The organism is Brevibacterium siliguriense, from assembly GCF_900105315.1.
Taxonomy (GTDB): domain Bacteria; phylum Actinomycetota; class Actinomycetes; order Actinomycetales; family Brevibacteriaceae; genus Brevibacterium; species Brevibacterium siliguriense.
Map to the genome: position 1 here is coordinate 1,806,355 of NZ_LT629766.1, position 22,357 is coordinate 1,828,711.

General features: G+C 63.5%; 19 protein-coding genes. 12 read left to right on the forward strand and 7 right to left on the reverse strand.

What is annotated here, in order from left to right:
- Window positions 1-466 precede the first annotated feature (466 nt).
- The 4 genes from BLU88_RS07945 to BLU88_RS07960 are packed head-to-tail and all read left to right on the forward strand — an operon-like array spanning window position 467 to window position 6,217.
- Entirely contained in the window at window positions 467-1,450 is a 984-nt protein-coding gene (locus tag BLU88_RS07945; protein WP_092012165.1) for an ABC transporter permease, read from the forward strand.
- A gap of 1 nt (window position 1,451) precedes the next feature.
- Window positions 1,452-2,369: an ABC transporter permease gene (locus BLU88_RS07950; RefSeq protein ID WP_092012168.1), complete on the forward strand. Its 918-nt coding sequence runs from the start codon at window positions 1,452-1,454 to the stop codon at window positions 2,367-2,369.
- Complete coding sequence (locus tag BLU88_RS07955; protein ID WP_231939684.1) at window positions 2,362-4,467, forward strand: ABC transporter ATP-binding protein; 2,106 nt, start codon at window positions 2,362-2,364, stop codon at window positions 4,465-4,467. Before BLU88_RS07950 ends, BLU88_RS07955 begins: the two co-directional genes overlap by 8 nt.
- Window positions 4,468-4,525: 58 nt before the next feature.
- A complete protein-coding gene (locus BLU88_RS07960; RefSeq protein ID WP_231939685.1) occupies window positions 4,526-6,217 on the forward strand; it encodes an ABC transporter family substrate-binding protein in 1,692 nt (563 codons plus the stop codon).
- Between the two features lie 77 nt (window positions 6,218-6,294).
- Here BLU88_RS07960 and BLU88_RS07965 read toward each other — a convergent pair whose 3' ends face one another.
- Window positions 6,295-6,876 (reverse strand): YdbT family protein, encoded by a 582-nt coding sequence (locus BLU88_RS07965; protein ID WP_092012177.1) that lies wholly within the window; start codon window positions 6,874-6,876, stop codon window positions 6,295-6,297.
- Window positions 6,877-6,932: 56 nt separating this feature from the next.
- On the opposite strand from BLU88_RS07965, the gene BLU88_RS07970 reads away from it, so the two are divergent.
- Both BLU88_RS07970 and mdlC read left to right on the forward strand, forming a co-directional pair.
- The gene (locus BLU88_RS07970; protein ID WP_092012180.1) at window positions 6,933-7,874 is read left to right on the forward strand and encodes a D-2-hydroxyacid dehydrogenase family protein; all 942 of its coding nucleotides are present in this window, start codon (window positions 6,933-6,935) and stop codon (window positions 7,872-7,874) included.
- Between the two features lie 98 nt (window positions 7,875-7,972).
- Entirely contained in the window at window positions 7,973-9,619 is a 1,647-nt protein-coding gene (mdlC, locus tag BLU88_RS07975) for a benzoylformate decarboxylase (RefSeq protein ID WP_197678210.1), read from the forward strand.
- Window positions 9,620-9,686: 67 nt separating this feature from the next.
- Here mdlC and BLU88_RS07980 read toward each other — a convergent pair whose 3' ends face one another.
- Both BLU88_RS07980 and BLU88_RS07985 read right to left on the reverse strand, forming a co-directional pair.
- On the reverse strand, window positions 9,687-10,508 hold the full coding sequence (locus BLU88_RS07980) for an aldo/keto reductase (protein ID WP_092012183.1): 822 nt from the start codon (window positions 10,506-10,508) through the stop codon (window positions 9,687-9,689).
- Between the two features lie 133 nt (window positions 10,509-10,641).
- Window positions 10,642-12,012, reverse strand: a complete 1,371-nt coding sequence (locus BLU88_RS07985) for a PTS transporter subunit EIIC (protein WP_092012186.1) — start codon at window positions 12,010-12,012, stop codon at window positions 10,642-10,644.
- 183 nt (window positions 12,013-12,195) lie between these two features.
- Here BLU88_RS07985 and BLU88_RS07990 point away from each other — a divergent pair, with 183 nt between their 5' ends.
- The 3 genes from BLU88_RS07990 (at window position 12,196) to BLU88_RS08000 (ending at window position 14,000) form a co-directional block, all read left to right on the forward strand.
- On the forward strand, window positions 12,196-12,429 hold the full coding sequence (locus tag BLU88_RS07990; protein ID WP_039211300.1) for a PTS transporter subunit EIIB: 234 nt from the start codon (window positions 12,196-12,198) through the stop codon (window positions 12,427-12,429).
- A 123-nt stretch (window positions 12,430-12,552) separates the two neighbouring features.
- Window positions 12,553-13,005, forward strand: a complete 453-nt coding sequence (locus BLU88_RS07995; RefSeq protein ID WP_092012189.1) for a PTS sugar transporter subunit IIA — start codon at window positions 12,553-12,555, stop codon at window positions 13,003-13,005.
- A gap of 254 nt (window positions 13,006-13,259) precedes the next feature.
- On the forward strand, window positions 13,260-14,000 hold the full coding sequence (locus BLU88_RS08000; RefSeq protein ID WP_157689037.1) for a hypothetical protein: 741 nt from the start codon (window positions 13,260-13,262) through the stop codon (window positions 13,998-14,000).
- Between the two features lie 6 nt (window positions 14,001-14,006).
- Here the strand turns inward: BLU88_RS08000 and BLU88_RS08005 are convergent, their stop codons facing one another.
- Window positions 14,007-14,525: an adenine phosphoribosyltransferase gene (locus BLU88_RS08005; protein ID WP_092012195.1), complete on the reverse strand. Its 519-nt coding sequence runs from the start codon at window positions 14,523-14,525 to the stop codon at window positions 14,007-14,009.
- Between the two features lie 89 nt (window positions 14,526-14,614).
- Here BLU88_RS08005 and BLU88_RS08010 point away from each other — a divergent pair, with 89 nt between their 5' ends.
- On the forward strand, window positions 14,615-15,232 hold the full coding sequence (locus BLU88_RS08010; RefSeq protein ID WP_092012198.1) for a protein-L-isoaspartate O-methyltransferase family protein: 618 nt from the start codon (window positions 14,615-14,617) through the stop codon (window positions 15,230-15,232).
- Here the strand turns inward: BLU88_RS08010 and BLU88_RS08015 are convergent.
- From BLU88_RS08015 to BLU88_RS08025, 3 genes are all read right to left on the reverse strand, one after another.
- Window positions 15,183-15,737, reverse strand: a complete 555-nt coding sequence (locus BLU88_RS08015; RefSeq protein ID WP_092012201.1) for a hypothetical protein — start codon at window positions 15,735-15,737, stop codon at window positions 15,183-15,185. The two genes, BLU88_RS08010 and BLU88_RS08015, sit on opposite strands and share 50 nt — an antisense overlap.
- A gap of 111 nt (window positions 15,738-15,848) precedes the next feature.
- The gene (locus tag BLU88_RS08020; RefSeq protein ID WP_092012204.1) at window positions 15,849-17,669 is read right to left on the reverse strand and encodes an ABC transporter ATP-binding protein; all 1,821 of its coding nucleotides are present in this window, start codon (window positions 17,667-17,669) and stop codon (window positions 15,849-15,851) included.
- Window positions 17,666-19,480, reverse strand: a complete 1,815-nt coding sequence (locus tag BLU88_RS08025; protein ID WP_231939686.1) for an ABC transporter ATP-binding protein — start codon at window positions 19,478-19,480, stop codon at window positions 17,666-17,668. The genes BLU88_RS08020 and BLU88_RS08025 overlap by 4 nt, the downstream gene beginning before the upstream one ends.
- A gap of 371 nt (window positions 19,481-19,851) precedes the next feature.
- On the opposite strand from BLU88_RS08025, the gene BLU88_RS08030 reads away from it, so the two are divergent.
- Window positions 19,852-21,786 carry an acetolactate synthase large subunit gene (locus BLU88_RS08030; protein WP_092012207.1) on the forward strand — a complete coding sequence of 645 codons (1,935 nt, stop codon included), beginning with the start codon at window positions 19,852-19,854 and terminating at the stop codon, window positions 21,784-21,786.
- Window positions 21,783-22,298, forward strand: a complete 516-nt coding sequence (gene ilvN / locus BLU88_RS08035; RefSeq protein WP_025779412.1) for an acetolactate synthase small subunit — start codon at window positions 21,783-21,785, stop codon at window positions 22,296-22,298. Before BLU88_RS08030 ends, ilvN begins: the two co-directional genes overlap by 4 nt.
- Window positions 22,299-22,357 lie beyond the last annotated feature (59 nt).

The following is a 22,357-nucleotide window of genomic DNA, read 5'->3' on the forward strand; positions in this document are numbered from 1 at the left end:
GCCTTCGGGCGACGCACTACGGCACGGACTGAATCCACTATCGCCGAGGCGGTGCAGACATGAGTCTGCACCGCCTCGGCGATTTCGCTGCGCAACGTGCCGACGACGGCACGAGCAGATCAGGCGGCGCGACACGAAACTACAGTTACCGAAAAGTTACTTCGGCGTGTCGCGCGAATTCCCGGGGGACACGCGGCCTTGTCGCAATCGATACTGCAGAGGAAGTTTGTGTGACGTGTCACATGCGGTTACAGTGCAAATTACGTTCAGTCGTTTATGAGGAGCCATTGAGGTTCTACTGAGCTCGGCTGACCTGCGCACCGCATATTCCAAAGGACCCTTGAGCATTGATGATTGTCACTTCCTTCCCGATCCGCTATGAGATCTATTGTCAGCTTCCCGGACCGATGCACCATTCCGCCGACAAGTTCGAAGGCAGACTGATCCCTGTGTCGTAGTCGGCGCCATGGGAAAGTACGTTCTTCGGCGGTTCATCAACTACTTCATCCTCGCGTTCATAGCGACGGTCACCGCCTACATCGCCTCCAGCTCCTTCATGGATCCGGCCTCCCGGTACCGCGGCCAGAATCCGCCGCTGTCAGAAGATTCGATCCGGTCTATCCTCAACGGGCACGGCACGAATCCCGAGGTCCCGGTTCTCGAGAGAACCTGGAACTGGCTGACGAACATCTTCCTCCACGGAGACTTCGGCACGACGGTGCACAACTCTCCGGTGTTGCAGGAGATCTTCGTCCGGGCCGGTGTCAGCCTCAAGCTCCTGCTCATCGGTTCGATCATCGGAGCGATCCTCGGCGTGATCCTCGGAGTCTGGGGAGCCGTCAAGCAGTACAAGGCCTCTGACCAGGTCGTGACCTACGCGTCCTACCTCATCATCGCGACTCCGACATTCGTCATCGGTGTGATCCTCATGATCATCGCCACCGGTTTCAACAATGCCCTCGGCACAACGCTCATCCGCTTCTCGGGTGACTACTCGGCGAATATCGATCCCGGGTTCATTCCGTGGTTCACCGATCAGCTGTCGCATATGCTGCTGCCGACACTGGCGCTTGTGCTCATGGGGGCCGCGACGTACTCGCGCTACCAGCGTTCGGTCATGCTCGATGTGCTCGCCTCCGACTTCATCCGCACGGCTAGGTCCAAGGGACGCACCCGCAAGACCGCGCTGGTCAAGCACGGTGTGCGTGTCGCACTCATCCCGATGTCGACCTACTTCGCCTATGCATTCGGCACTCTGGTTGCTGGTTCGGCGATGCTCGAAGTCGTCTTCTCCTGGAACGGCATGGGCCAGTTCACCATCAATTCGATCCTGGGGTCCGACATCAACGCGGCCGCAGGATCCGTCCTCTTCGTCGCAGTGCTCACGCTCCTGGCCTCGACGCTGTCCGAGGTGCTCTACGCCGCGCTCGACCCGAGAGTGAGGATCTGACATGGCAACAGATATCCCGATCTCCACAGACCCCGACACCGAGGTGGTGTCGAAGCGTTCGAAGCCGACCTCTCGAGCGATGCTCATCTGGCGGCGTCTGCGCTCGACCCCGCGGTTCTGGGTCGGCGGGATCCTGCTCGTGTTCTTCGTCCTCTTCGCACTGTTCGGCAATACGATCAACATCTACTCGCCGACAGATCAGGACGTCTTCGCCCTCAATGAGGGGCCGAGCGCCCAGCACTGGTTCGGCACGAACACGATCGGCCAGGACATCTACGCGCAGACCGTGGTCGGACTGCAGAAGTCGCTGCTCATCGGCATCATCGCCGGCCCGTGTGCGAGCATCCTGGCCGCCATCATCGGATCGACGGCAGGCTATTTCGGCGGTCGAGTCGAAACGATCATCGTCTGGTTCATCAACCTTCTGCTCGTGCTGCCGTCCTTCTTCATCTTGGTGCTCATGGCACCACTGCTCAGGCAGCTGTCGTGGACGGCCATCGTCGTCTTCCTCGTGCTCTTCGGCTGGATGATCATGGCTCAGGTCGTGCGCAATCAGACCAAGGCGATCAAGGATCGTGACTTCGTGCGGGCCGCCCGCTATATGGGTGTCTCGACCCCGAAGATCCTCAGCCGTCACATCATCCCCAATGTGGCATCGATCCTCATTGTGGACGCCACCTTGGGAGTGGTGTCCGCGATCCTCGCCGAAACATCTCTGAGCTATTTCAACCTGGGCATTCAGAAGCCCGACGTATCGATCGGCACTCTGCTGGCCGAAGGCTCCGGCGCGGCGGCAACACGCCCCTGGCTGTTCGTCTTTCCGGCTGGTGTGCTCGTGCTCATGCTCTTCGCGATCAGCCTCATGGCAGATGCACTGCGGGACGCGATCGATCCGACCTCAGGAGTCAACCGTGACTGAAACCCTTGATATCGATCTCGACCCTGTCGCTACGTCTGAACCTATTCTCGAGGTCAGAGACCTGACGGTGGCCTTCCCGAACCCCAAGGGCGACGTCCATGCCGTGCGCGGGGTCAACTACGAGGTCAGACCCGGTGAGTTCCTCGGCATCGTCGGCGAATCTGGCTCAGGCAAGTCCGTGTCGTCGATGGCCGTGATGGGTCTGCTTCCCTCAACAGCCCAGATCTCCGGTTCGATTCGCTATCGCGGACAATCGCTGCTCGATATGGACGACCACCAGATGTCGAAGCTGCGCGGCCGGGAGATCGCCATGGTATTCCAAGACCCATTGTCAGCTCTGACTCCCGTCTATACGATCGGCGAACAGATCTCCGAGGGCCTGATCATCCATGATCCGAGTCTGTCGAAAGAAGCGGCGAACGACCGGGCAATCGAACTGCTCAAGATCGTCGGCATCCCCGGAGCGGAACGGAGAGTGAAGTCCTATCCGCACGAGTTCTCCGGAGGCATGCGGCAGCGAGCCATGATCGCCATTGCGATCGCCAACGACCCCGATCTCATTATCGCCGACGAGCCGACGACAGCGCTGGATGTGACTATTCAGGCTCAGATCCTCGACGTGCTGCAGAAGGCACGAGAGATCACCGGGGCCGCGATCGTGCTGATCACCCACGACCTCGGTGTGGTGGCCGGCAACGCCGATCGGATCGCCGTCATGTATGCCGGCCGCCTCGTCGAGACCGGGGGAGTCGAGCAGGTCTTCCAGCGTCCGCAGATGCCTTACACAACGGGGTTGCTTCGGTCGGTGCCGAATCTGGCGACTGCCGGAACCCAGCGGCTCGTTCCGCTGGAGGGCAAACCGCCGTCGCTGTCGAACCTGGCTCCGGGGTGTCCATTTGCCCCGCGGTGCCCGATCGCGGTCGACAAGTGCCGCGAGGTCGAGCCCGAACTCGTCGAACACGGTATAACCGGAGTCCAGGCCGCCTGCCACCGTGCCGATGAGATCGCCCGAAGCGTTCTGAAGGCCAAGGACATCTACCCGCGCCCCGCCCCGGTGGCGACTCGGGTGAAGGACGATGCGGCACCGAACATCCTTGAGGTCACCGGACTGCAGAAGCACTTCCCACTGCTCAAAGGCGCCGTATTCAAGCGGCAGATAGGCACGGTGAAAGCCGTCGACGGAATCGACCTCGAGATCAAGGCCGGCCAGACGCTCGGCTTGGTGGGCGAGTCGGGCTGTGGGAAGTCGACGACGATCGGTGAGATCCTGGAGATGGTTGCTCCGCAGAAGGGGCGGCTGGTCATCAACGGCATTGACGTCGCGGACCTCAGCAAGCGTGAACGACTGGCCATGCGCAGAGACGTTCAGGTCGTGTTTCAGGACCCGATGGCTGCCATCGACCCACGCCTTCCGGTCGGTGAAGTGATCGCCGAACCGCTGACGGTGCACAAGGTGCCGCCCCGGGAGCGCAACGACAAGGTCGCCGAGATGCTCGAACTCGTCGGCCTCGACACGTCCATGGCCGAACGCTATCCGCATGAATTCTCCGGCGGTCAGCGTCAGCGCATCGGCATCGCTCGAGCCCTGGTGACGAACCCGAAGCTGCTCGTCCTCGACGAACCCGTCTCCGCCCTCGACGTCTCCGTCCAGGCAGGTGTCATCAACCTGCTCGAAGACCTTCGCGACACATTGGGACTGTCCTATCTGTTCGTCGCCCACGACCTCGCGGTCGTTCGCCAGATATCGGACTATGTGGCGGTGATGTATCTCGGCCGGATCGTCGAGTACGGCGAATCCGATGCGCTCTACAGTCAGCCACGGCACCCCTATACACGCGCACTGATGTCTGCGATCCCGGTCCCCGACCCCGAAGTCGAACGGTCACGGGAACGCGTCCTGCTCACCGGTGACCTGCCGAGCCCGACCGATGAGATCTCCGGCTGCAACTTCCGCACCAGGTGCCCGCTGTTCAACCTGCTGCCCGACGGAGACAGGCAAGTCTGCCTGAGCGATGACCCGCGTCCGCGTCCGCTGGAAGGCGAGCTCGTCGCCTGCCACCACGCGGAGCGGATCATGGAGCTCGACACCGCGACCTGAGGCCGCACCCACATACCACCTCGAGGGACACCACACTGGAAGAGAGGAACTCATGAGAATGAGGAAGAAGGCGACAATGGTCGTCGCCGCGACTGCTGCGCTGGGCCTGGCACTGTCCGGCTGTCAGCAGGCGAACAAGGACTCCGGCGGAGTCGACAGCGACAAGGCGGATAAGGAGATCTCCGGTCTCCCCACCACCGACTATCAGAAGGCCGGATACGACGAGGTCAAGGACGGCGGAACGCTGACCTACCCGATCACCGAGATCCCCGCGAGCCTCAACTACTACCATGCCGACGGCGCCCACGTGGACAACAACAACATCTACGGCACCACCTTGGGCGGACCGGTCAAGATCAAGGATGACGGCACTTGGGAAGTCGACAAGAACTACGCCGAGAGCGTCGAGATCGCTAGCGAGGATCCCCTGGTCATCGACGTCAAGCTCAATAAGGACGCGGTCTGGGAGGATGGCACACCGATCGACGTCGACGATTACAAGGCGTTCTGGCAGACTCGCGACGGTAAACACGACGAGTTCGAGGTCGCTTCGACCAAGGGCTACGAGGACATCGAGAAGATCGAATCCGGCAAGGACAAGCACGACGTCAAGGTCACCTTCAAGACTCCGAACATCGACTGGCCGAACTACATCGGCGCCTTCCTGCCCAATGAGATCACCGAGGATGCCGACTCCTTCAACAAGGACTACACGAAGAAGGTCCTGCCTTCGAACGGCCCTTTCAAGGCTGACAAGGTTGACACGAAGTCCGGCGTCATCACGATGGTCAAGAACGACAAGTGGTGGGGCCAGGAGCCCAAACTCGACAAGGTGATATTCAAGGTCGTCTCTCAGGCACAGCAGGCTCAGGCCTATGCCAACAAGGAGATCGACCTAGTCGATGTCGGCACAGATGGCGACTCCTACAAGACCGCCGGCAAGCGCGAAGACGGAGAGATGTACAAGTCGCAGGGCATGGAATACACGCATCTGACGATGAATGCGAAGAAGGGTGCGCTCAAGGAGCAGGCAGTCCGTGACGCGATCGGTCATGCGATCAACCGCGAAGCCATCGCCCAGGCCGCGATCGGCCCCGTCGAAGCACCGGTGACTCTCATCAACAACGTCACATTTATGCCCGGCCAGGAAGGCTACCAGGACAACACCGACGGCAGCCTCGACTTCGACCAAGAGAAGGCGAAGAAGATCCTCGACGACGCCGGCTGGGTCGAAGGCGACGGGGGAGTCCGCGAGAAGGACGGAGAGAAGCTCCAGTTCAAGATCGTCGTTCCCGCCGACACCGCGTCGAACGCGCAGCGTGCCGAACAGGTGATGAAGGACCTCAACGAGATCGGCTTCAAGGTCGAAATCGAAACCGTTCCGGTCGCCGCGTACTTCGCCGACCATGTGCTCAACGGCAACTTCGAGATGGCGACGTTCACCTGGCAGGGCACAGCCTTCCCGATCTCCTCGGGATCGAACCTGTTCTACCCGGCGGATTCGGAGCAGAACTACTCGAAGATCTCCAGCGATGCGATCGGCGAGAAGTTCAAGGCTGCGACGAAGACACTCGATCCGGCCGAGGCGAAGAAGCTGGCGAACGAGGGCGATGCCGAGGTGCTGAAGCTCAAGCCGCTCATCCCTTTCTATCCGACACCATATGTTTGGGGCGTCAGGAATGACGTCCTCAACCTCGGACCGCGACAGCTCGAAACACCCGACTGGACTGAGATCGGCTTCAAGAAGTGATGCACTGATCGATTGAAGCCTTCCGAGACTGCCGGCCCTGTGGGATCACGTTCCCCACGGGGCCGGTCCGTCTGTGTTCAGATGAGTCCGACTGCCACCAGGAGCACCAACACCAGAGTCACCCCGATGACGCCGAGGCTCCATCGAGTGCTGACGTCTTCGGCAACGCCGGAGGGATCTCTTCGCACAGCTGTTCCAGGGGCATGAGCCTGAGTATGCTCCCATCGACGCAGCAGCTCGAACGCGGGGTGATTGTCCAGAGACTCAGGTCGCGTTCCGCCGGTCAGTCCGGAATCGATCTTCCTTCGCGGCATTCCGGGAGCGTTCCACGGTCGAATGGTGCGTTCGGCCCCCTCCGCCGAGGCAGTTTCGATCGTCACGACAGAACCCAGCCGAATATCACGGATTCGGGTGAACGGCACCGACGTCGTACGCAGGATCTCCCTGACCTCCACCTCGTCGGTTCCGACGACGAGAGCCGGCCGCCAGAGGATGATGAACGCGAGCCAGCCGATGAGTACAAATCCTGGACCGAATCGACCGACAGTGTCCCACGCCCCACGCAACAGCGCGTCGCCGAGGAGGAACGCGAGGAACGCCCACACGATGACCGTGATGATGGGGCCGCTGCGTTGTCTCAGGATGATCGGTGCACTCACCCGCCCAGCCTATCGGCTCTAGGATGTAGGTCACACGACTTCAGGAGAGGAACACAATGCGCATCGTCGTTCTCGATGACTATCAGCAGGTGGCAGGCATGTTCGCGAACTGGAGCGGTCTCGACGCCGAGGTCGAGTTCATCTCGCGTCCCATCGTCGACGACGATGACCTGGTGCGGGTCCTCTCCGGCGCCGAGGTGGTGGTGGCGATGCGGGAGAGAACCGCCTTCACTTCCGGTCGGCTGGAACGGCTGCCGGACCTCCGTCTGCTCGTGACCACGGGACGTGTCAACGCCTCCATCGACGTGGAGGCGGCGCGTGCGCAGGGGATCGTGGTCTGCGGAACCGAGTCGACCACCTCGGCGACACCCGAGATGACCTGGGGACTCATCCTCTCCGTTCTGCGCAGCATCCCGGACGAGGACGCCGCCGTCCGAGGTGGCGGCTGGCAGTCGACCGTCGGGGGAGACCTCGATGGGCACCGTCTCGGCGTGGTCGGTCTGGGACGCCTGGGAACGAAGGTCGCACGGGTCGGTGCGGCCTTCGGAATGGACGTCGTGGCGTGGAGCCAGAACCTCGACGCCGAAAGAGCCGACGCCCTGGGCGTGCGTGCAGTGAGCAAGGACGAACTGTTCTCCACCGCGGACGTGGTGACGATACACTACAAACTCAGCGACCGCAGCCGAGGACTCGTGGGAACTGCCGAGCTCGAGGCGATGAAGCCCGACAGCATCCTCGTCAACACCTCGCGTGCCGGACTCGTCGACACCGACGCACTCATCACCGTGCTGGAGGCAGGAGGGATCCGAGGTGCTGGACTCGACGTCCACGACGAAGAGCCGCTGCCGGTCGACCACCGTCTGCGCAGCACACCGTCCACCGTGCTCACCCCGCACCTGGGATACGTCACGGAGGACACGTACCGGATCTTCTTCACCCAAGCGGTCGAGGACATCGCCGCTTGGATTGCCGGAGAGCCGATCCGCGTGCTCGGCTGAGCCGGACGAATGCACCAAAGGATAGGGTGAGGTGAAAGGGGTGCCCGACCCCTTCGTCGCGCCTCCGCGACAGCACCACGAACGAAAGCAGATGCACAATGGCCGACCAATCCGACAGAGACGACGGAGTGAAGACAGTCCTCGACGCGAGTCTGGAGGTCTTCCGCGCCCACGGGATGACGACGATCTTCGGAAATCCGGGCTCGAACGAGCTGCCGTTCCTCGCGGGCCTCGGGGACGACTTCCGGTTCATTCTCGGTCTGCATGAGCAGGTCGTCGTCGGCATGGCCGAGGGATACGCACGGGCCACGGGACGGCCGACACTGGTCAATCTGCACGCCGCCTCGGGTTCGGGCAATGGCATGGGCGCTTTGACCAACGCCCATTACGGTCAGGTTCCGCTGGTCGTCCTCGCCGGTCAGCAGGTGCGCCGCACCGTCGGACAGGAGACGATGCTGGCCAGCGTCGATGCCTCGACTCTGCCCGCTCCACTGGTGAAGTATTCGCACGAGCCGCTGTCGGCTGCCGATGTGCCGCGTACGCTGTCGCAGGCAGCATTCGAAGCGACCACCCAGCCGAGCGGACCCGTGTATGTGTCCGTCCCGCTCGACGATTGGGACGAACCGGCCCTTCCCGATGACGCGCTGTTGGCGAAGCGTTCGGTGACCACGGCAGGAACCATGCCGGATTCGCTGCGCGGCGAACTCACGGACGTCCTCGACGGGGCGCAGAACCCTGCCCTCGTCCTCGGCCCGCAGGTCGATGCCGCAGCCGTTGCTGATCCGACGGTCTATGAGGACGCAATGGTGTTGGCCGAGCGCCTCGGTGCCTCCGTCTACGTCGCACCCTCACCGACGCGGTGCCCGTTCCCGACGACCCATCCGAACTTCGAAGGCGTCCTGGTTCCTGGCATCCGATCAGTGCGCGACCGGCTGTCCGGCCACGACGTCGTCCTCGTCATGGGGGCCGCCGCATTCCGGTACCACCGGTGGGAACCGGCGAACTATCTGGAGCCGGGCACCGAGGTCATCCAGATCACCCAAGATCCGCGGGAGGCGACGCGGGCACCGTTCGGCCGCGCCGTCGTTGCGGACGTCGCAACCGCGCTCGCCGACCTTGCCGAGGCGACGACGGATCGAGGAACCCGCCGAGGCGACCGCGGGTCCCGAACCGTGACCGCGCCCGCCCGGTCGGAGCAGGGGATGGCCGGCGCCGAGGTTCTCGAGGTCCTTAACGATCATGTCGACGACACCATCGTCTACGTCAATGAGACGACCACCCTCGACCTCGACTACCTCGAGAGGATCGTCATCGACAAGCCCGGTATGTACCACTTCCCGGCCTCGGGAGGACTGGGCTTCGGACTGCCGGTCGCCGTCGGGATGGCCATCGGCGATCCGGAGAAGACCATTGTCGCCACCGTCGGTGACGGCTCCGCGAACTACGGACTCACCGCTCTGTACACGGCTGCTCAGCTGGGCACGAAGACGATCTTCGTCATCGTCAACAACTCGGGCTACGGTGCGCTCTCCGGATTCGCCGAGCGGATGGGCGTCCCGGACACCCCGGGCCTGTCATTGGGCGCGATCGACTTCGTCTCCCTGGCTCAGGGCTACGGCGTTCCGGCCAGCCGGACGACGACCCGTGAGGAGTTCGAGACCGCCTACCGTGAGGCGCTGCGGGCCGACGGTCCGGTGCTCATCGACGCAGTCGTCCTCGGCGTTGGGGGACAGTCGACGGAGTGAGAGCACGACGAAGCCGCCGGAGAGTCAGCACTTTCCGGCGGCTTCGACGTTGCTCAACCCAGCAGGGTCAGTTCACCTCGGCGGGATCGGCCGAGACGCGGCCGCCGTTTTCGAGCGCATCGATGGCAGCCACCTCGGCGTCGGTGAGTTCGAAGTCGAAGACTGAGAAGTTCTGCTCCATGCGGTCACGGTTGTTCGACTTCGGGAAGACGACGTGACCCTTCTGCAGGTGCCAGCGGATGATGGCCTGAGCCCAGGACTTCTCGTGGGCGGCGGCGATCTCACCGATGACGGTGCTCGCGTAGTCGACCTTGCCCTGACCCAGAGGGCCCCAGGCTTCGATCTTGATGTCGTGCTCGGCCAGCAGCGGACGGGTCTCGACCTGCTGGAACTGCGGGTGGACCTCGATCTGGTCGACGGCCGGGATGATGCCGGTGTCGAGGATCTCGGGCAGGAACCGGTGGTCAAAGTTCGACACGCCGATCGAAGTGGTCAGACCCTGATCGCGGTAGCCTGGGAAGGCCTCCCATGTTTCGACCGAGTTCTTGTTCGCTGGGGTCGGCCAGTGGATGAGGTAGAGATCGACGTGGTCGAGGCCGAGCTTCTCCAGGGATTCGCCGAGGGCCCGCTTGGATTCTTCCGCACCGTGGCGATCGTTCCATAGCTTGGTCGTCACGAAGAGCTCGTCACGGGCGATCCCGGACTTTGCGATGGCCCGTCCCACGCCTTCCTCGTTGCCGTAGACGGCGGCGGTGTCGATGTGGCGGTAGCCGATCTCGAGGGCGTCGGTGACGATGCGTTCTGTCTCGTCGGGGTCGACCTTGAAGACCCCGAAGCCCAGCTGCGGGATCGTCTTGCCGTCGTTGAGAGTGAGTGTGGGAACCGTCAAGGTGTACGCCTTTCGTCACGTGTGCACTGGTCAGGACGGATCCGAGGCTGTTCGGATCCGCCGGTTCGGCACCCGGTGAGAGCGCCGACCCGAGCCTATAACGTCACCGAGGCCCGGAGCATTCCATGCACGGTCAGCTTCGGCCTTCGTCCTGGGCGCGTCTCTTGCCCGTGGACTCCTCGGCGGCGATCTGGGCCTCGTCGAACACCGACGGAGCACCCGTGCCGGTGTCGGACTCGTCCTCGCGGCCCGGGGTGTGCAGATTGAACTTGATGATCGCCCAGCGGAAGAGGAAGTAGTAGATGACGGCGTAGGCCAGGCCGATGACCAGCAGGAGCAGGACGGGCCCGATGCCGCCGGACAGTTCGGACGCTCGACCGAGGTTGAGCAGATAGTCGAGCGCACCGGCCGAGAAGCCGAATCCGGATTTGATGCCGAGCGCATTCACCACCACAAACGATGTGCCGGTGAGCACGGCGTGAACCGCGTAGAGCGGAAATGCGACATAGGCGAAGGCGTATTCGAGCGGCTCGGTGATACCGGTGACGAAAGAGGTCAGTGCCACCGAGAGCATGATGCCGCCGACGACCTTGCGGCGCTTCGGATGGGCGGTGTGATAGATGGCCAGGGCCGCGGCCGGAAGAGCGAACATCATGATCGGGAAGAACCCGGTCATGAACGATCCCGTCCAGTCCGCCGTGCCGTCCGCGCCGGAGAAGAAGCAGGTGATGTCGCCGTGCGCGGTGTCTCCCGATGCGGTCGTGCACGAACCCAGCTGGAACCACGGCAGATTGTTCAGCAGATGGTGCAGCCCGAAGGGGATGAGGAGGCGGTTGATCGTGCCGAAGACGAACCCGGTGCCCGGATTGGCTCCGTGCTCCATGAGGAAGCCGCCCACGCCCTTGTTGATGAGAGCGTCGAAGACGGGGTAGATGAGGGCCATGATCACGGCGATGACCATCGACGCGACCGCGGTGACGATCGGAACGAAACGGCGACCGCCGAAGAAACCGAGGTAGGTCGGCAGTTTGATCCGGTGATAGCGCTGATAGAGCAGGGCGGTGATGATGCCGACGACGATTCCGCCGAGCACTCCGAAGTTGATGACGTTCTCACCCTCGCCGTTGTCCGAGCCGAAGCTCGGAGACATGGCAGTGAAGACTCCGGTGAGGACCATATACCCGACGACCGCGGCCAACGCCGTGGAGCCGTCGGCCTTCTTCGCGAAGCCGATGGCCACACCGACGGCGAAGATCAGCGGCAGGTTGTCGAAGAGAGCCGAACCAGCGGCCGCGAATACCGTCGCCACCGGCAGCAGCCAGTCCGCGAACTGGCCGAGTCCGTCGGTACCGAGCATATCGGGCTGACCGAAGCGCATCAGAAGGGCCGCGGCCGGCAGGACCGCGATCGGGAGCATGAGGGAGCGGCCGACGCGTTGGAGCTGGGAGAAACCCGGTATCGCCTTCTTGCGCTTCTTCGGTGTATCAGCGGATGCGGTGGTCATCGAGTTCCTCCTCGGAAGTGGGGCCCTCCAATGCCGTTCTCCGGGCTGTGGCCCGGACGGCACGAGACCGGTGATTCGTCGACGACGTTCGGAATGGTCACGAGTCGCCGTAGACTTGTGAGCCAGATCGCAGAACGTGAAATCGACGCCGGCGCATGGGTGCCGGAGATGAAGGTGACAGACATGGACAAAGCAGCACAGATCCTCGCGGGACTGGGCGGTGCCGACAACATCGATGACATCGAAGCGTGCATCACCCGCCTGCGCGTCGAGGTCGACGATGACTCTCTCGTCAACGAACAGGCGCTCACGGCAGCCGGTGCCTTCGGCGTGGTGGTGCAGGGAAGCGCGGTCCAAGTCGTCGTCGGTCCGGAGGCCGACAACCTCGTCGATGACATCGAAGACCTCATGGGCTGAGTCACGTCTTCGTCTCCTCTGCTCGCCGATGAGCATCTGCTGGTCGACAGTGATCCTTGTCTGTAGTCTGAGGTCAGTCTAGGCGAAGTACAACTGATTTTGGAGAAAGGCGGCCTGCTGACTATGGCAGTCACGATCGCTGCACCCCTCACCGGCACGGTGATCCCATTGACGGAGGTTCCCGACCCCGTCTTCGCAAAAGCGCTCGTCGGTCCCGGCGTGGCCATCGACCCCGGCGAGGTCGCGACTCTGACGGTCACGGCTCCTGTCGCGGGAAAGCTGACGAGCCTTAAGCCACACGCATACGTCATCTCCCGCCAGCCCGATCAGGGTGTGCTCGTCCACCTGGGCATCGACACCGTTCACCTCAAGGGCGCTGGTTTCACGCTCCGTGCCGAGGCCGGGCAGCAGGTCGAGGCGGGCGAAGAGATCGTCGTTTGGGACTTGGCAGCCGCACGGGAGGCGGAGAAGTCTGTGGTCGTTCCGGTCGTCGTCCTCGAAACAGACGCCGAGAACCTGACCCTCGCCGAGGCGGGTCCGATCTCTTCCGGCGACCCCCTCATCCGAATCAGCTGAGGAAACGGATCCCTGGCGGAGGGCGATCCGCTAAGTTGGTGAGCATGCTGCAAAGAGGAGTTCGCCGTCGCATCTCGGCCGTCATCGTCGCCGCTATAGGGGCCGTCGGACTGATCGGGTGTCAAGGCCCGGATCTCAGCGGTCGTGCAGACGACATCGGAGCAGTCCTCTCAGCGAAGCCAGGCGTCGAGGACGTCAAGACCCAGTATCAGAACGGATTCGATTCAGGCCGAAGCATCACCTACATCGTCAAGATGGCTGCCGGCGCGACGACCGCTCAGTCCGTCGAGGTGGCCGCTGCCCTTGACCAGGAGACGGGTGACGAGTTCGATCTCTACGATCAGGATCTCAGGTTGCTCCTATCGGGTCGTGTTGTCGAGATCAGTGACCTGACGAGCAGCGACATTATGGCGGACAGGGCATCGCACCTTCTCGCGCTCTCATCAGAACTGTCCGTCAGCCGACTGGAATGGCGTCAGGCTTCGGAACAGACGACCTTCGACGATGCTCTGGAGCTGTCGGAAACTCAGGAGGATATCTTCGGGATGGTCGACGCGGTGCGAGCAGAGCTCGGTTCCGAACAGTTCGAACTGAGGGCCAGAGACTCCGCCATGACTGAATGGGATGTGGCTTTCCCCTATTCGGAACTAGCACAGAGTCGTCTGGAAACTGCGGTCGAGCCGCATCTCGGTCAGATCGAGAAGGTCGCCATCGATGATAGCCAGGTGTCGCGGCTCTCCGTTGTCGTCCCTGATGGGGTAGACGTGGTCAGCCGGCTGCGAGGCATCATCGAACGCATCGATTCCGCGGACGCTCGGCCCTGGGAATTCGATTGGGCTCTGGGTTCAGACCCTACTGGCGCCATCGACCCTTCGACCAGAGGCTCGGTCAACGTGGGCGGCTGCGAATACAACGAAGACCCGGACCGCCAGATGACCTCTGCAGCGCAGACGACTCAGGACCAGCTGCGCCGCATCTACGACACCTGCAGCTGAGGCGTCTCACTCCGCGAAGATGCTATGAACCTCTCCCGTGAGCTCGCGTCCGCCGAGTGCGGTGAGCTCAAGGACGACGGCTGATCCGATGACTTCGGCGCCGAGATCGGCGACGAGTGACTGAGCGGCTGTGAGCGTTCCTCCGGTGGCGAGGATGTCATCGATGAGGAGGACGCGCTCGCCCTTCTTCAGGACATCGGGGCCCTCGATGGTGGCGGTGCTGTATTCGAGCGTGTACGACACAGCAGCCGCCGGGCGAGGGAGCTTTCCGGCCTTGCGGATCGGCAGGATTCCGACTCCCGTCATCGCGGAAATGGCACCCGCGAAGAGGAAGCCACGGGCCTCGAGCCCGCCGACGATGTCGAACTGTCCGGCGAACGGTGCGATGAGCGCCTCGGTGACGGCCCGCATCGCCGGACCATCGGCGAGCAGCGGAGAGATGTCGCGGAAGACCACTCCCGGTTCGGGATAGTCAGGAATCGAGGTGATGAGGCTCTGGGCGCGGTCAAGATCAGATTGAGTCACGGCACAACGATACTCGGTGGCGGCATTGCGCCCTCCGCCTGTACCGGCACAATGGGAAGGGCAGGAGATCGCTGGGGATCGGAGGAACCATGTCATCGGAGGCGCCGCACGACCGAATCGCCGAGGCGTTCGCCCGGATTCCGCGCGAACCCTTCCTGCCGGTGGCGGAACGCCGGAACGCCTCCGACGATGTACCCCTGCCGATCGGGCACGGACAGACGAATTCGCAGCCGAGCACCGTCACGGACATGCTCCGGCTGCTCGATCCGCAGCCGGGTGAGACCGTCCTCGACCTCGGATCGGGCTCCGGGTGGACCTCGATGCTGCTCGCCGCCCTCGTCGGGCCGGCTGGGCGGGTGCTCGGGGTCGAACGGCATCCCGCGCTCGTCGACTCCTCGCGTGCGGCCATTCACGCCGTCACCGCCGGTGCCCCAGACCCGGAGACCCTCGCCGAGGTGGCCATCCACGAAGCCGTTCCGGGTGCCCTCGGTCTCCCGGCTGAGGCACCGTTCGACCGGATCCTCGTCTCCGCCGGGACAGAATCACTGCCCGACCAGCTCGTCGATCAGCTGGCTGGCGGTGCCACGATGGTCATTCCCGTCGCAGGGGAGATGTTCCGAGTTGTCCGTGACGGACCCGGTGCCGACGAGCTGACGTTCACTCGTCACGGGTGGTATCGGTTCGTGCCGCTCGTCGCCGGCGAATGAACCATGTGACAGTAACGACCAAGCCCGCAACGGCTATCGGCGTAATCATGTACAAGTCGTCGGAGTCATAGAGGGGAGTCCTCCACGACCACGGCAGAAGGGGGTGGCCGAGCTTCGCCTCGGCCACGATGAGTCCACAGAGTGCAGGGAAGAAGACCACCCCGAATATCAACCCAGACCGGGACGTCTTTTCGGTCTCCTCAACGGAAGGAACCTCCAGTTCGATTCCACGCTTGCGCGCATAGCGTTGGGTCGCGTGGCGCGGCAGATCGAACGTCGTGACGATCAGCACAAGAATTCCCGCCCACCACAGTCCCGAAGCAATCAATAGGAGGGCGATGACCGCTGCGGTCCACATCGTCACTTGGTGTCCACGGGCAATGGCGTCGCCGATGGTCCGACGTTCCTCGGAATCAACACCGGCCCCGGTCATGTCGACATCGTCCTCGACTGCGTTGTCGACTCTGGCCGCCGCTTCGGTCTCGTCCTGTGCCTCGGAGTTCACGGGTGTCCTCCTCGTCGATTCGGTATGTCCTGTATAAAGCAACATACTTTGCCGGGACCGCTGAGTCGACCAAGCGGGTGATGACGAGCGGCAGCAAGGAACGGGAGGACCTCACACGAGGGAGTCGCGCCAGGCCTGGTGCAGCTGCGCGAATTTGCCCGTGCCAGAGATGAGTTCGTCCGGTGTCCCGTCCTCAATGATCCGACCGGACTCCATGACGAGCACGCGGTCGGCGATCTCGACGGTGGACAGGCGGTGGGCGATGATGATCGCGGTCCTGCCCTCGAGCACCGTGGCCAAGGCGTTCTGCACCAGCCGCTCGGACGGAATGTCGAGGTGGGCGGTCGCCTCGTCGAGGACGACGACATCCGGGTCGGCGAGGAACACCCGGGCAAAGGACACGAGCTGACGTTGCCCGGAACTCAACCGACCGCCGCGCTTCTTCACATCCGTGGCATACCCTTCGGGCAGTCGGCGGATGTATGGATCCAAGCCGACGGCGGTCGCGGCGGCGACGACCGCCTCGTCGCCGGCGTCCGGGTTGCCGATGCGGATGTTGTCGGCGATGGTGCCGGCGAAGAGGAACGACTCCTGAGTGACCATGACCACCGACGATCGCAGCTGCACGTCGTCGAGGTCGCGCAGATCCACCTCGTCGAGGGCGATCCGGCCTTCGCTGGGGTCGTAGAAGCGCGTGACGAGTTTGACCAGGGTCGACTTGCCTGCCCCGGTGGCACCGACGAGCGCGACGATCTGCCCTGCTGGGATATGGAGATCGAAGCGGGGGAGGACATCGGGGCCGTCGGCGTACGCGAAGCGGACTTCGTCGAGATCGAGGGCACGACCCCTGGCAGCGGCGTCACGGCCCGCGTGTGCAGGCAGCGCATCCGGCTGGGACGGTTCGACCACCTCGGGGTCGGTGTCGAGGACCGCCGCGATCTTCTCCAACGCCGCCGAGGCGGACTGATAGAGGTTGAACGCCTGCACAAGTTCATCGAGCGGACCGTAGAAGCGACGCAGATAGAGGATGAACGCGGCGAGCACACCGACCTGCGTCCATCCCTCGATGACAAGCCACGCACCGATGACGATGATGACCGTCTGCGTGATGTTGCCGATCAGCCGCGTCCACCCGGCGAACCACGCCACACCGCGCAGCGCATCGGTGTTCGCATCACGATAGCGGGTATCCTGATCGCTCAGGGTGCCGCGTCGCTCGGGCTGGCGACGATACGCCTGCACGGCGCGGATGCCGCCCATCGTCTCGACAAAGTGGACGATGACCTTCGCGATCGACGTCCGCGTCCGCCGGTAGGCACTGCGCTGAGTCGAATGCGCGGCCTTCGTGATGAAGAACAGCGGCACGAAACCGGCGAAGACGACGATCGCCAGCGGAATGTCGAGGACAACCAGGGTGACGGCGATGAAGAGCATCTGCAGCACGGCCAGCGCCGTATCGAAGAGCGAATACGACAGGAACTGCTGCACCGACTCCATGTCAGAGGTCTGCCGGGACACGAGCCGACCCGAGGTCGACTTCTCGTGATAGCCCAGGTCAAGACGCTGCACATGAGTGAAGACCCGCTCTCGCAGGGTGAAGAGGATCCTCTGCGCAGTGATCCCGACCAGCCGGGTCGACGTGAACGCCAGAATCGCCCCGGCGACCGCTGAGACGATGAAGAGCGTAATCGCCCGAATCAGCGGATCCATATCGCCGTCGATCGCCGCCGGAACGCCCTGATCGAGGGCATCGGCGATGAACACCGGCCCGATGACCATGAAGACGGCCGTGAGCACGACGATGACGGCGAGGAAGACGGCCATCGCCAGATGCGGCCTGACCAGCGACATCAGCAGGGCACGCGCCTTCTTCGCAATGTCCGGCGGCAGAGCCTCGATCTCGTCGTCGCTGTCGAGACGGGGCATGCTCATGACCGTCCTCCTTCCTGTGACTGAGTCGAAGTGATGGTTTGCGAACTCGACTGCGTCCCCGGATGCGTGTGCGCCTCGGCTTGTGCGCTCGCCCCCATGAGCTCGCGGTAGAGCTTCGATGAATCGAGCAGCTGTTCGTGCGTGCCCAGTGCTGCGACCCTGCCCTCATCGAACACAGCCACCACATCGGCCAGGGCTGCGGTAGACGGGCGGTGGGCGATGATGAGAGTCGTCGAATCCGGCAGGATCTCCCGCAGAGCCTGCTGGACTCGATCCTCGGTATCGACATCGACGGCCGAGAGCGGGTCGTCGAGGACTAGGATGCGCGGCTTGCCGATGACCGCGCGGGCCAAGGCGAGACGCTGACGCTGACCGCCGGACAGGGACAGCCCCTGTTCGCCGACCTGTGTGTCCAGGCCATCGGGCAGTCGGGAGACGAAATCCTTCGCCGCCGCGATCTCGAGGGCCTCCCAGATCTCTTCCTCGCTCGCGCCCGGGGATCCCATCTCGACGTTCTCGGCGACCGAGGTCGAGAACAGGATCGGATCCTCGAAGGACACGGACACGAGGTGCCGCAGTTCGTTGACGGGCATGTCCCGGATATCGACGCCGTCGATGCTCACGGTGCCGGCGGAGACGTCCTGAAGCCTGGGCACGAGAGACGCCATCGTCGTCTTTCCCGAACCGGTCGCGCCGACGAGAGCGAGGGTCTGACCGGGCTCGATGGTGAGATTGAGTCCACGGAGGGTCAGCCGCTCGGTATCGGCGAAATGGAAGTCGACATCGTCGAAGCGCAGCCTCCCTCGGTAGTGCCCGACCTCGGGAGCATCGTCGACACCGCCGTCGGTGTCGGTGATGTCGTGGCGGATATCGATGACCTCCCAGTACCGACCGGCTGCGGTCAGCGCCATGAGTGCATCGGCGAGCAGGAAGCCGAGCATCTCGATGGGCATGCGCAGCACCATCGAAATCGTCACTGCGGCGACGACCGTGCCGATCGTCGTCCAGCCTTCTATGACACCCCAGGTGCCGACGGCGACGATCGCCGCCTGAGCGAGGGTCGGCAGCAGCAGGAGCACACTCCACAGCCACGAGTCGAGCTTCGCTTTTCGGATCTCCAGGGACTTCAGCCGAGTCGAGATCTCGGAGAAGCGTTCGGCGGCCCAGGGGGAGCGGCCGAAGGACTTGAGGATGCGGATGCCCTGGATGGACTCCTCGACGTCCGTGGTCAGCTCGCCCATGGTGTCCTGCGACCGGCGGGAGGTCTCTCGATAGTGCTTCTCGAAGACGGCGACCGCGATGATCGCCGGCACCGCCATGAGGATCATGATCAGACCGAACACGGGCTGCATGATCACGAGCATCACCGTGCCGACGGCGAGGACGATCGGTGTGGAGACGAGGAACGGCAGCCCGAACGCGAAGAAGCGACGCAGCTGGGACAGATCATTCACCGCACGCGAGAGCAGCTGTCCGGACTCCCAGGAGTCATGGATCGCCACCGAGGTGTACTGCAGGCGATCGAACAGACGCGAACGCCACGTCACTTCCCAATGCGAGACGACGGGAGCGACGACCATGCGTCGGGCCCACATTCCGACCGCTTCGGCGATGCCGATGAAAAGCACCCCGAGGACCGGCAGCCAGAGGGCCGAGAGATCTCGGTGGGCGATCGGTCCGTCGACGATGTATCCGGTGATCACCGGAACGATGAGTTGGATTCCGTTGGCCAGGAGAGTGAGGACGAGCACGAGTACGTACACGCCGATGCGGGAGCGGAGATCAGGCCAGAAACGGAGGAGGGGGCGCACGATGATCCAGCCTAGTCGCAGACTGTGACCTATTCCACGAATCCGGCAAACGAACTTCCCGTTTCTCTGTGCGCTGAATAACGCTGCCGGGTCGGGGACGGCGGGGAGGTGCGGACGCCGCTCCGCCTCGGCGAGTCTCGAATGACAACCAGCTGAAATCTCGAATGTCGGGACGAACGATTGCGAGGTTTGACACCCTCGAGTGCTGAGGGGAACTATTGAGGCATGACTCACCTTCTTGTCGTCGTTATTAGCCAGCGCGCGGATCTTCCGTAGCCTGTCGAGACGACACGTTCCGCGCGCCCCTACCGAATCCGGAGGGGCTTTTTTAATGCGGAGATGAGAAGGAAACCTAGGAAGGATAGGAATCGATGGCAGCCAAGCCCTCGACCGCGAAGGACACGGGCACTCAACCCGCGTCCGCACCGGTCACAGCCACACCGTCCAGCATTCGCCGCAACACCGGCCCCGAGGTCCTCACCGGCGCACAGGCGATCGTCCGCAGCCTCGAGAAGCTCGAGGTCGACACGGTATTCGGGCTTCCCGGCGGAACCATCCTTCCCACCTATGACCCGCTGTTCGAGACGGAGAAGATCCGCCACATCCTCGTCCGCCACGAGCAGGGTGCCGGCCATGCGGCCGAAGGCTATGCGGCCGCCTCGGGCAAGCTCGGCGTGTGCATCGCCACCTCGGGCCCGGGTGCGACGAACCTCATCACGGCGCTGGCCGATGCGCATATGGACTCCGTGCCGATGCTCGCGATCACCGGTCAGCAGGCCTCGTCGCTGCTCGGCACCGATGCGTTCCAGGAAGCCGATATCGTCGGCATGACGATGCCGGTGACCAAGCACAGCTTCCTCGTCACCCGCGCCGAGGACATTCCGGCCGCGCTCGTCAACGCCCACCACATCGCGACCACCGGTCGTCCCGGCCCCGTGCTCGTCGACATCACCAAGGATGCGCAGACCGGAACGGCCCCGTTCGTGTGGCCGGAGGAGCCGGCGCTGCCCGGCTACCGCCCGATCCTCAAGCCGCACGCCAAGCAGATCCGCGAGGCCGCGCGTCTGATGTCCGAGGCTCAGCGCCCCGTGTTCTACATCGGCGGCGGCGTCATCCGCTCGGAGGCCGAGAAGGAGCTGCTGCGCCTGGCGGAGGCGACGAACATTCCCGTGGTCACCACGCTCATGGCGCGCGGAGCCTTCCCGGATTCGCACCAGCTGCACCTGGGCATGCCCGGGATGCACGGCAGCGTGCCGGCCGTCACCGCCTTCCAGAAGGCCGACCTGCTCATCGCCATCGGCGCCCGCTTCGATGACCGCGTGACCGGCAAGCTCGATTCCTTCGCTCCGAACGCGCAGGTCATCCACGCCGATATCGACCCGGCCGAGATCGGCAAGAACCGCGAGGTCGACGTCGCCATCGTCGGCGATGCCCGCGAAGTGCTCGCCGAGATGCTCGCGGAGATGCGCAGCAAGTTCCCCAAGGCTCTGGAACGTCAGCGCGAACCGTGGTGGCGTTTCCTCAACCGCCTCAAGCAGACCTACCCGCTCGGCTATGAGGCGCACGGCGATCTGTGTGATCCGCAGTACGTCATCTCCCGGATCTCTGCTCTCACCGGCCCCGAGGCGGTCTATGCCGCGGGCGTGGGGCAGCATCAGATGTGGGCGGCTCAGTTCATCGAATTCGAGCGTCCGAAGTCCTGGCTGAACTCCGGCGGACTCGGCACCATGGGCTATTCCGTGCCCGCGGCCATGGGTGCGAAGGTCGGTCAGCCCGACCGTGTGGTGTGGGCGATCGACGGTGACGGCTGCTTCCAGATGACGAATCAGGAACTGGCCACCTGTGCGCTCAACAACATCCCGATCAAGGTTGCGATCATCAACAACTCGTCCTTAGGGATGGTCCGTCAGTGGCAGACCCTGTTCTACGACGGCCGCTACTCGAACACCGACCTCAACACCGGTCACGAGACGATCCGCATCCCCGACTTCGCCAAACTGGCCGAAGCCTACGGTTGCGAAGCGCTGCGCGTGGACCGCAATGAGGATGTCGATGCCGCGATCGAGAAGGCGCTGTCGATCAATGATCGACCGGTCGTCCTCGACTTCACGGTCCCACCGGATGCGATGGTGTGGCCGATGGTCGCGGCTGGCGTGTCGAACGATGAGATCGAGTACGCCCGCGGCATTCGCCCCGAATTCGACGGGGAAGGCGAAGAGGAAGCCGAAGCCGCCATCGCCGAGGCGGGAATGAATGAAGACGGCACGGTGCGTTCCGTGGCTCAGATCGAAGGAGGCCTGGAATGAACAACAGCCGGCACACACTCTCTGTCCTGGTCGAGAACAAGCCAGGTGTGCTCACTCGGTTCACCGGTCTCATCGCCCGTCGCGGCTTCAACATCCACAGCCTCGCCGTCGGCGTGACCGAGCACGAAGAACTCTCGCGGATCACCGTGGTCGTCGACGTCAACGATGTTCCTCTGGAGCAGGTGACGAAGCAGCTGAACAAGCTCGTCAACGTCATCAAGATCGTCGAACTCGAACCCGAGTCCTCGGTGCGTCGCGCGCACATCATCTACAAGGTCAAGGCGAATGCGGCGACACGGCCGCAGGTCGCCTCGGCGGTGGAGATGTTCCGGGCGAAGATCGTCGACGTCGGACCCGACTCCGTCAGCATCGAGGCCACCGGCGAGCTCGGCAAGGTCGAGGCGCTGCGTGAGGTCCTGGAGCCCTTCGGCATCAAGGAGATCGTGCAGTCGGGAACCGTTGCCATCGGACGCGGGGCGAAGTCGATCACCGATCGCGCGCTCCGCAGCTGATTTCGCGTTCCAACCTGTGGAACCCCAGTCATCTCAATACGTGAACAGCAGTACCGAAC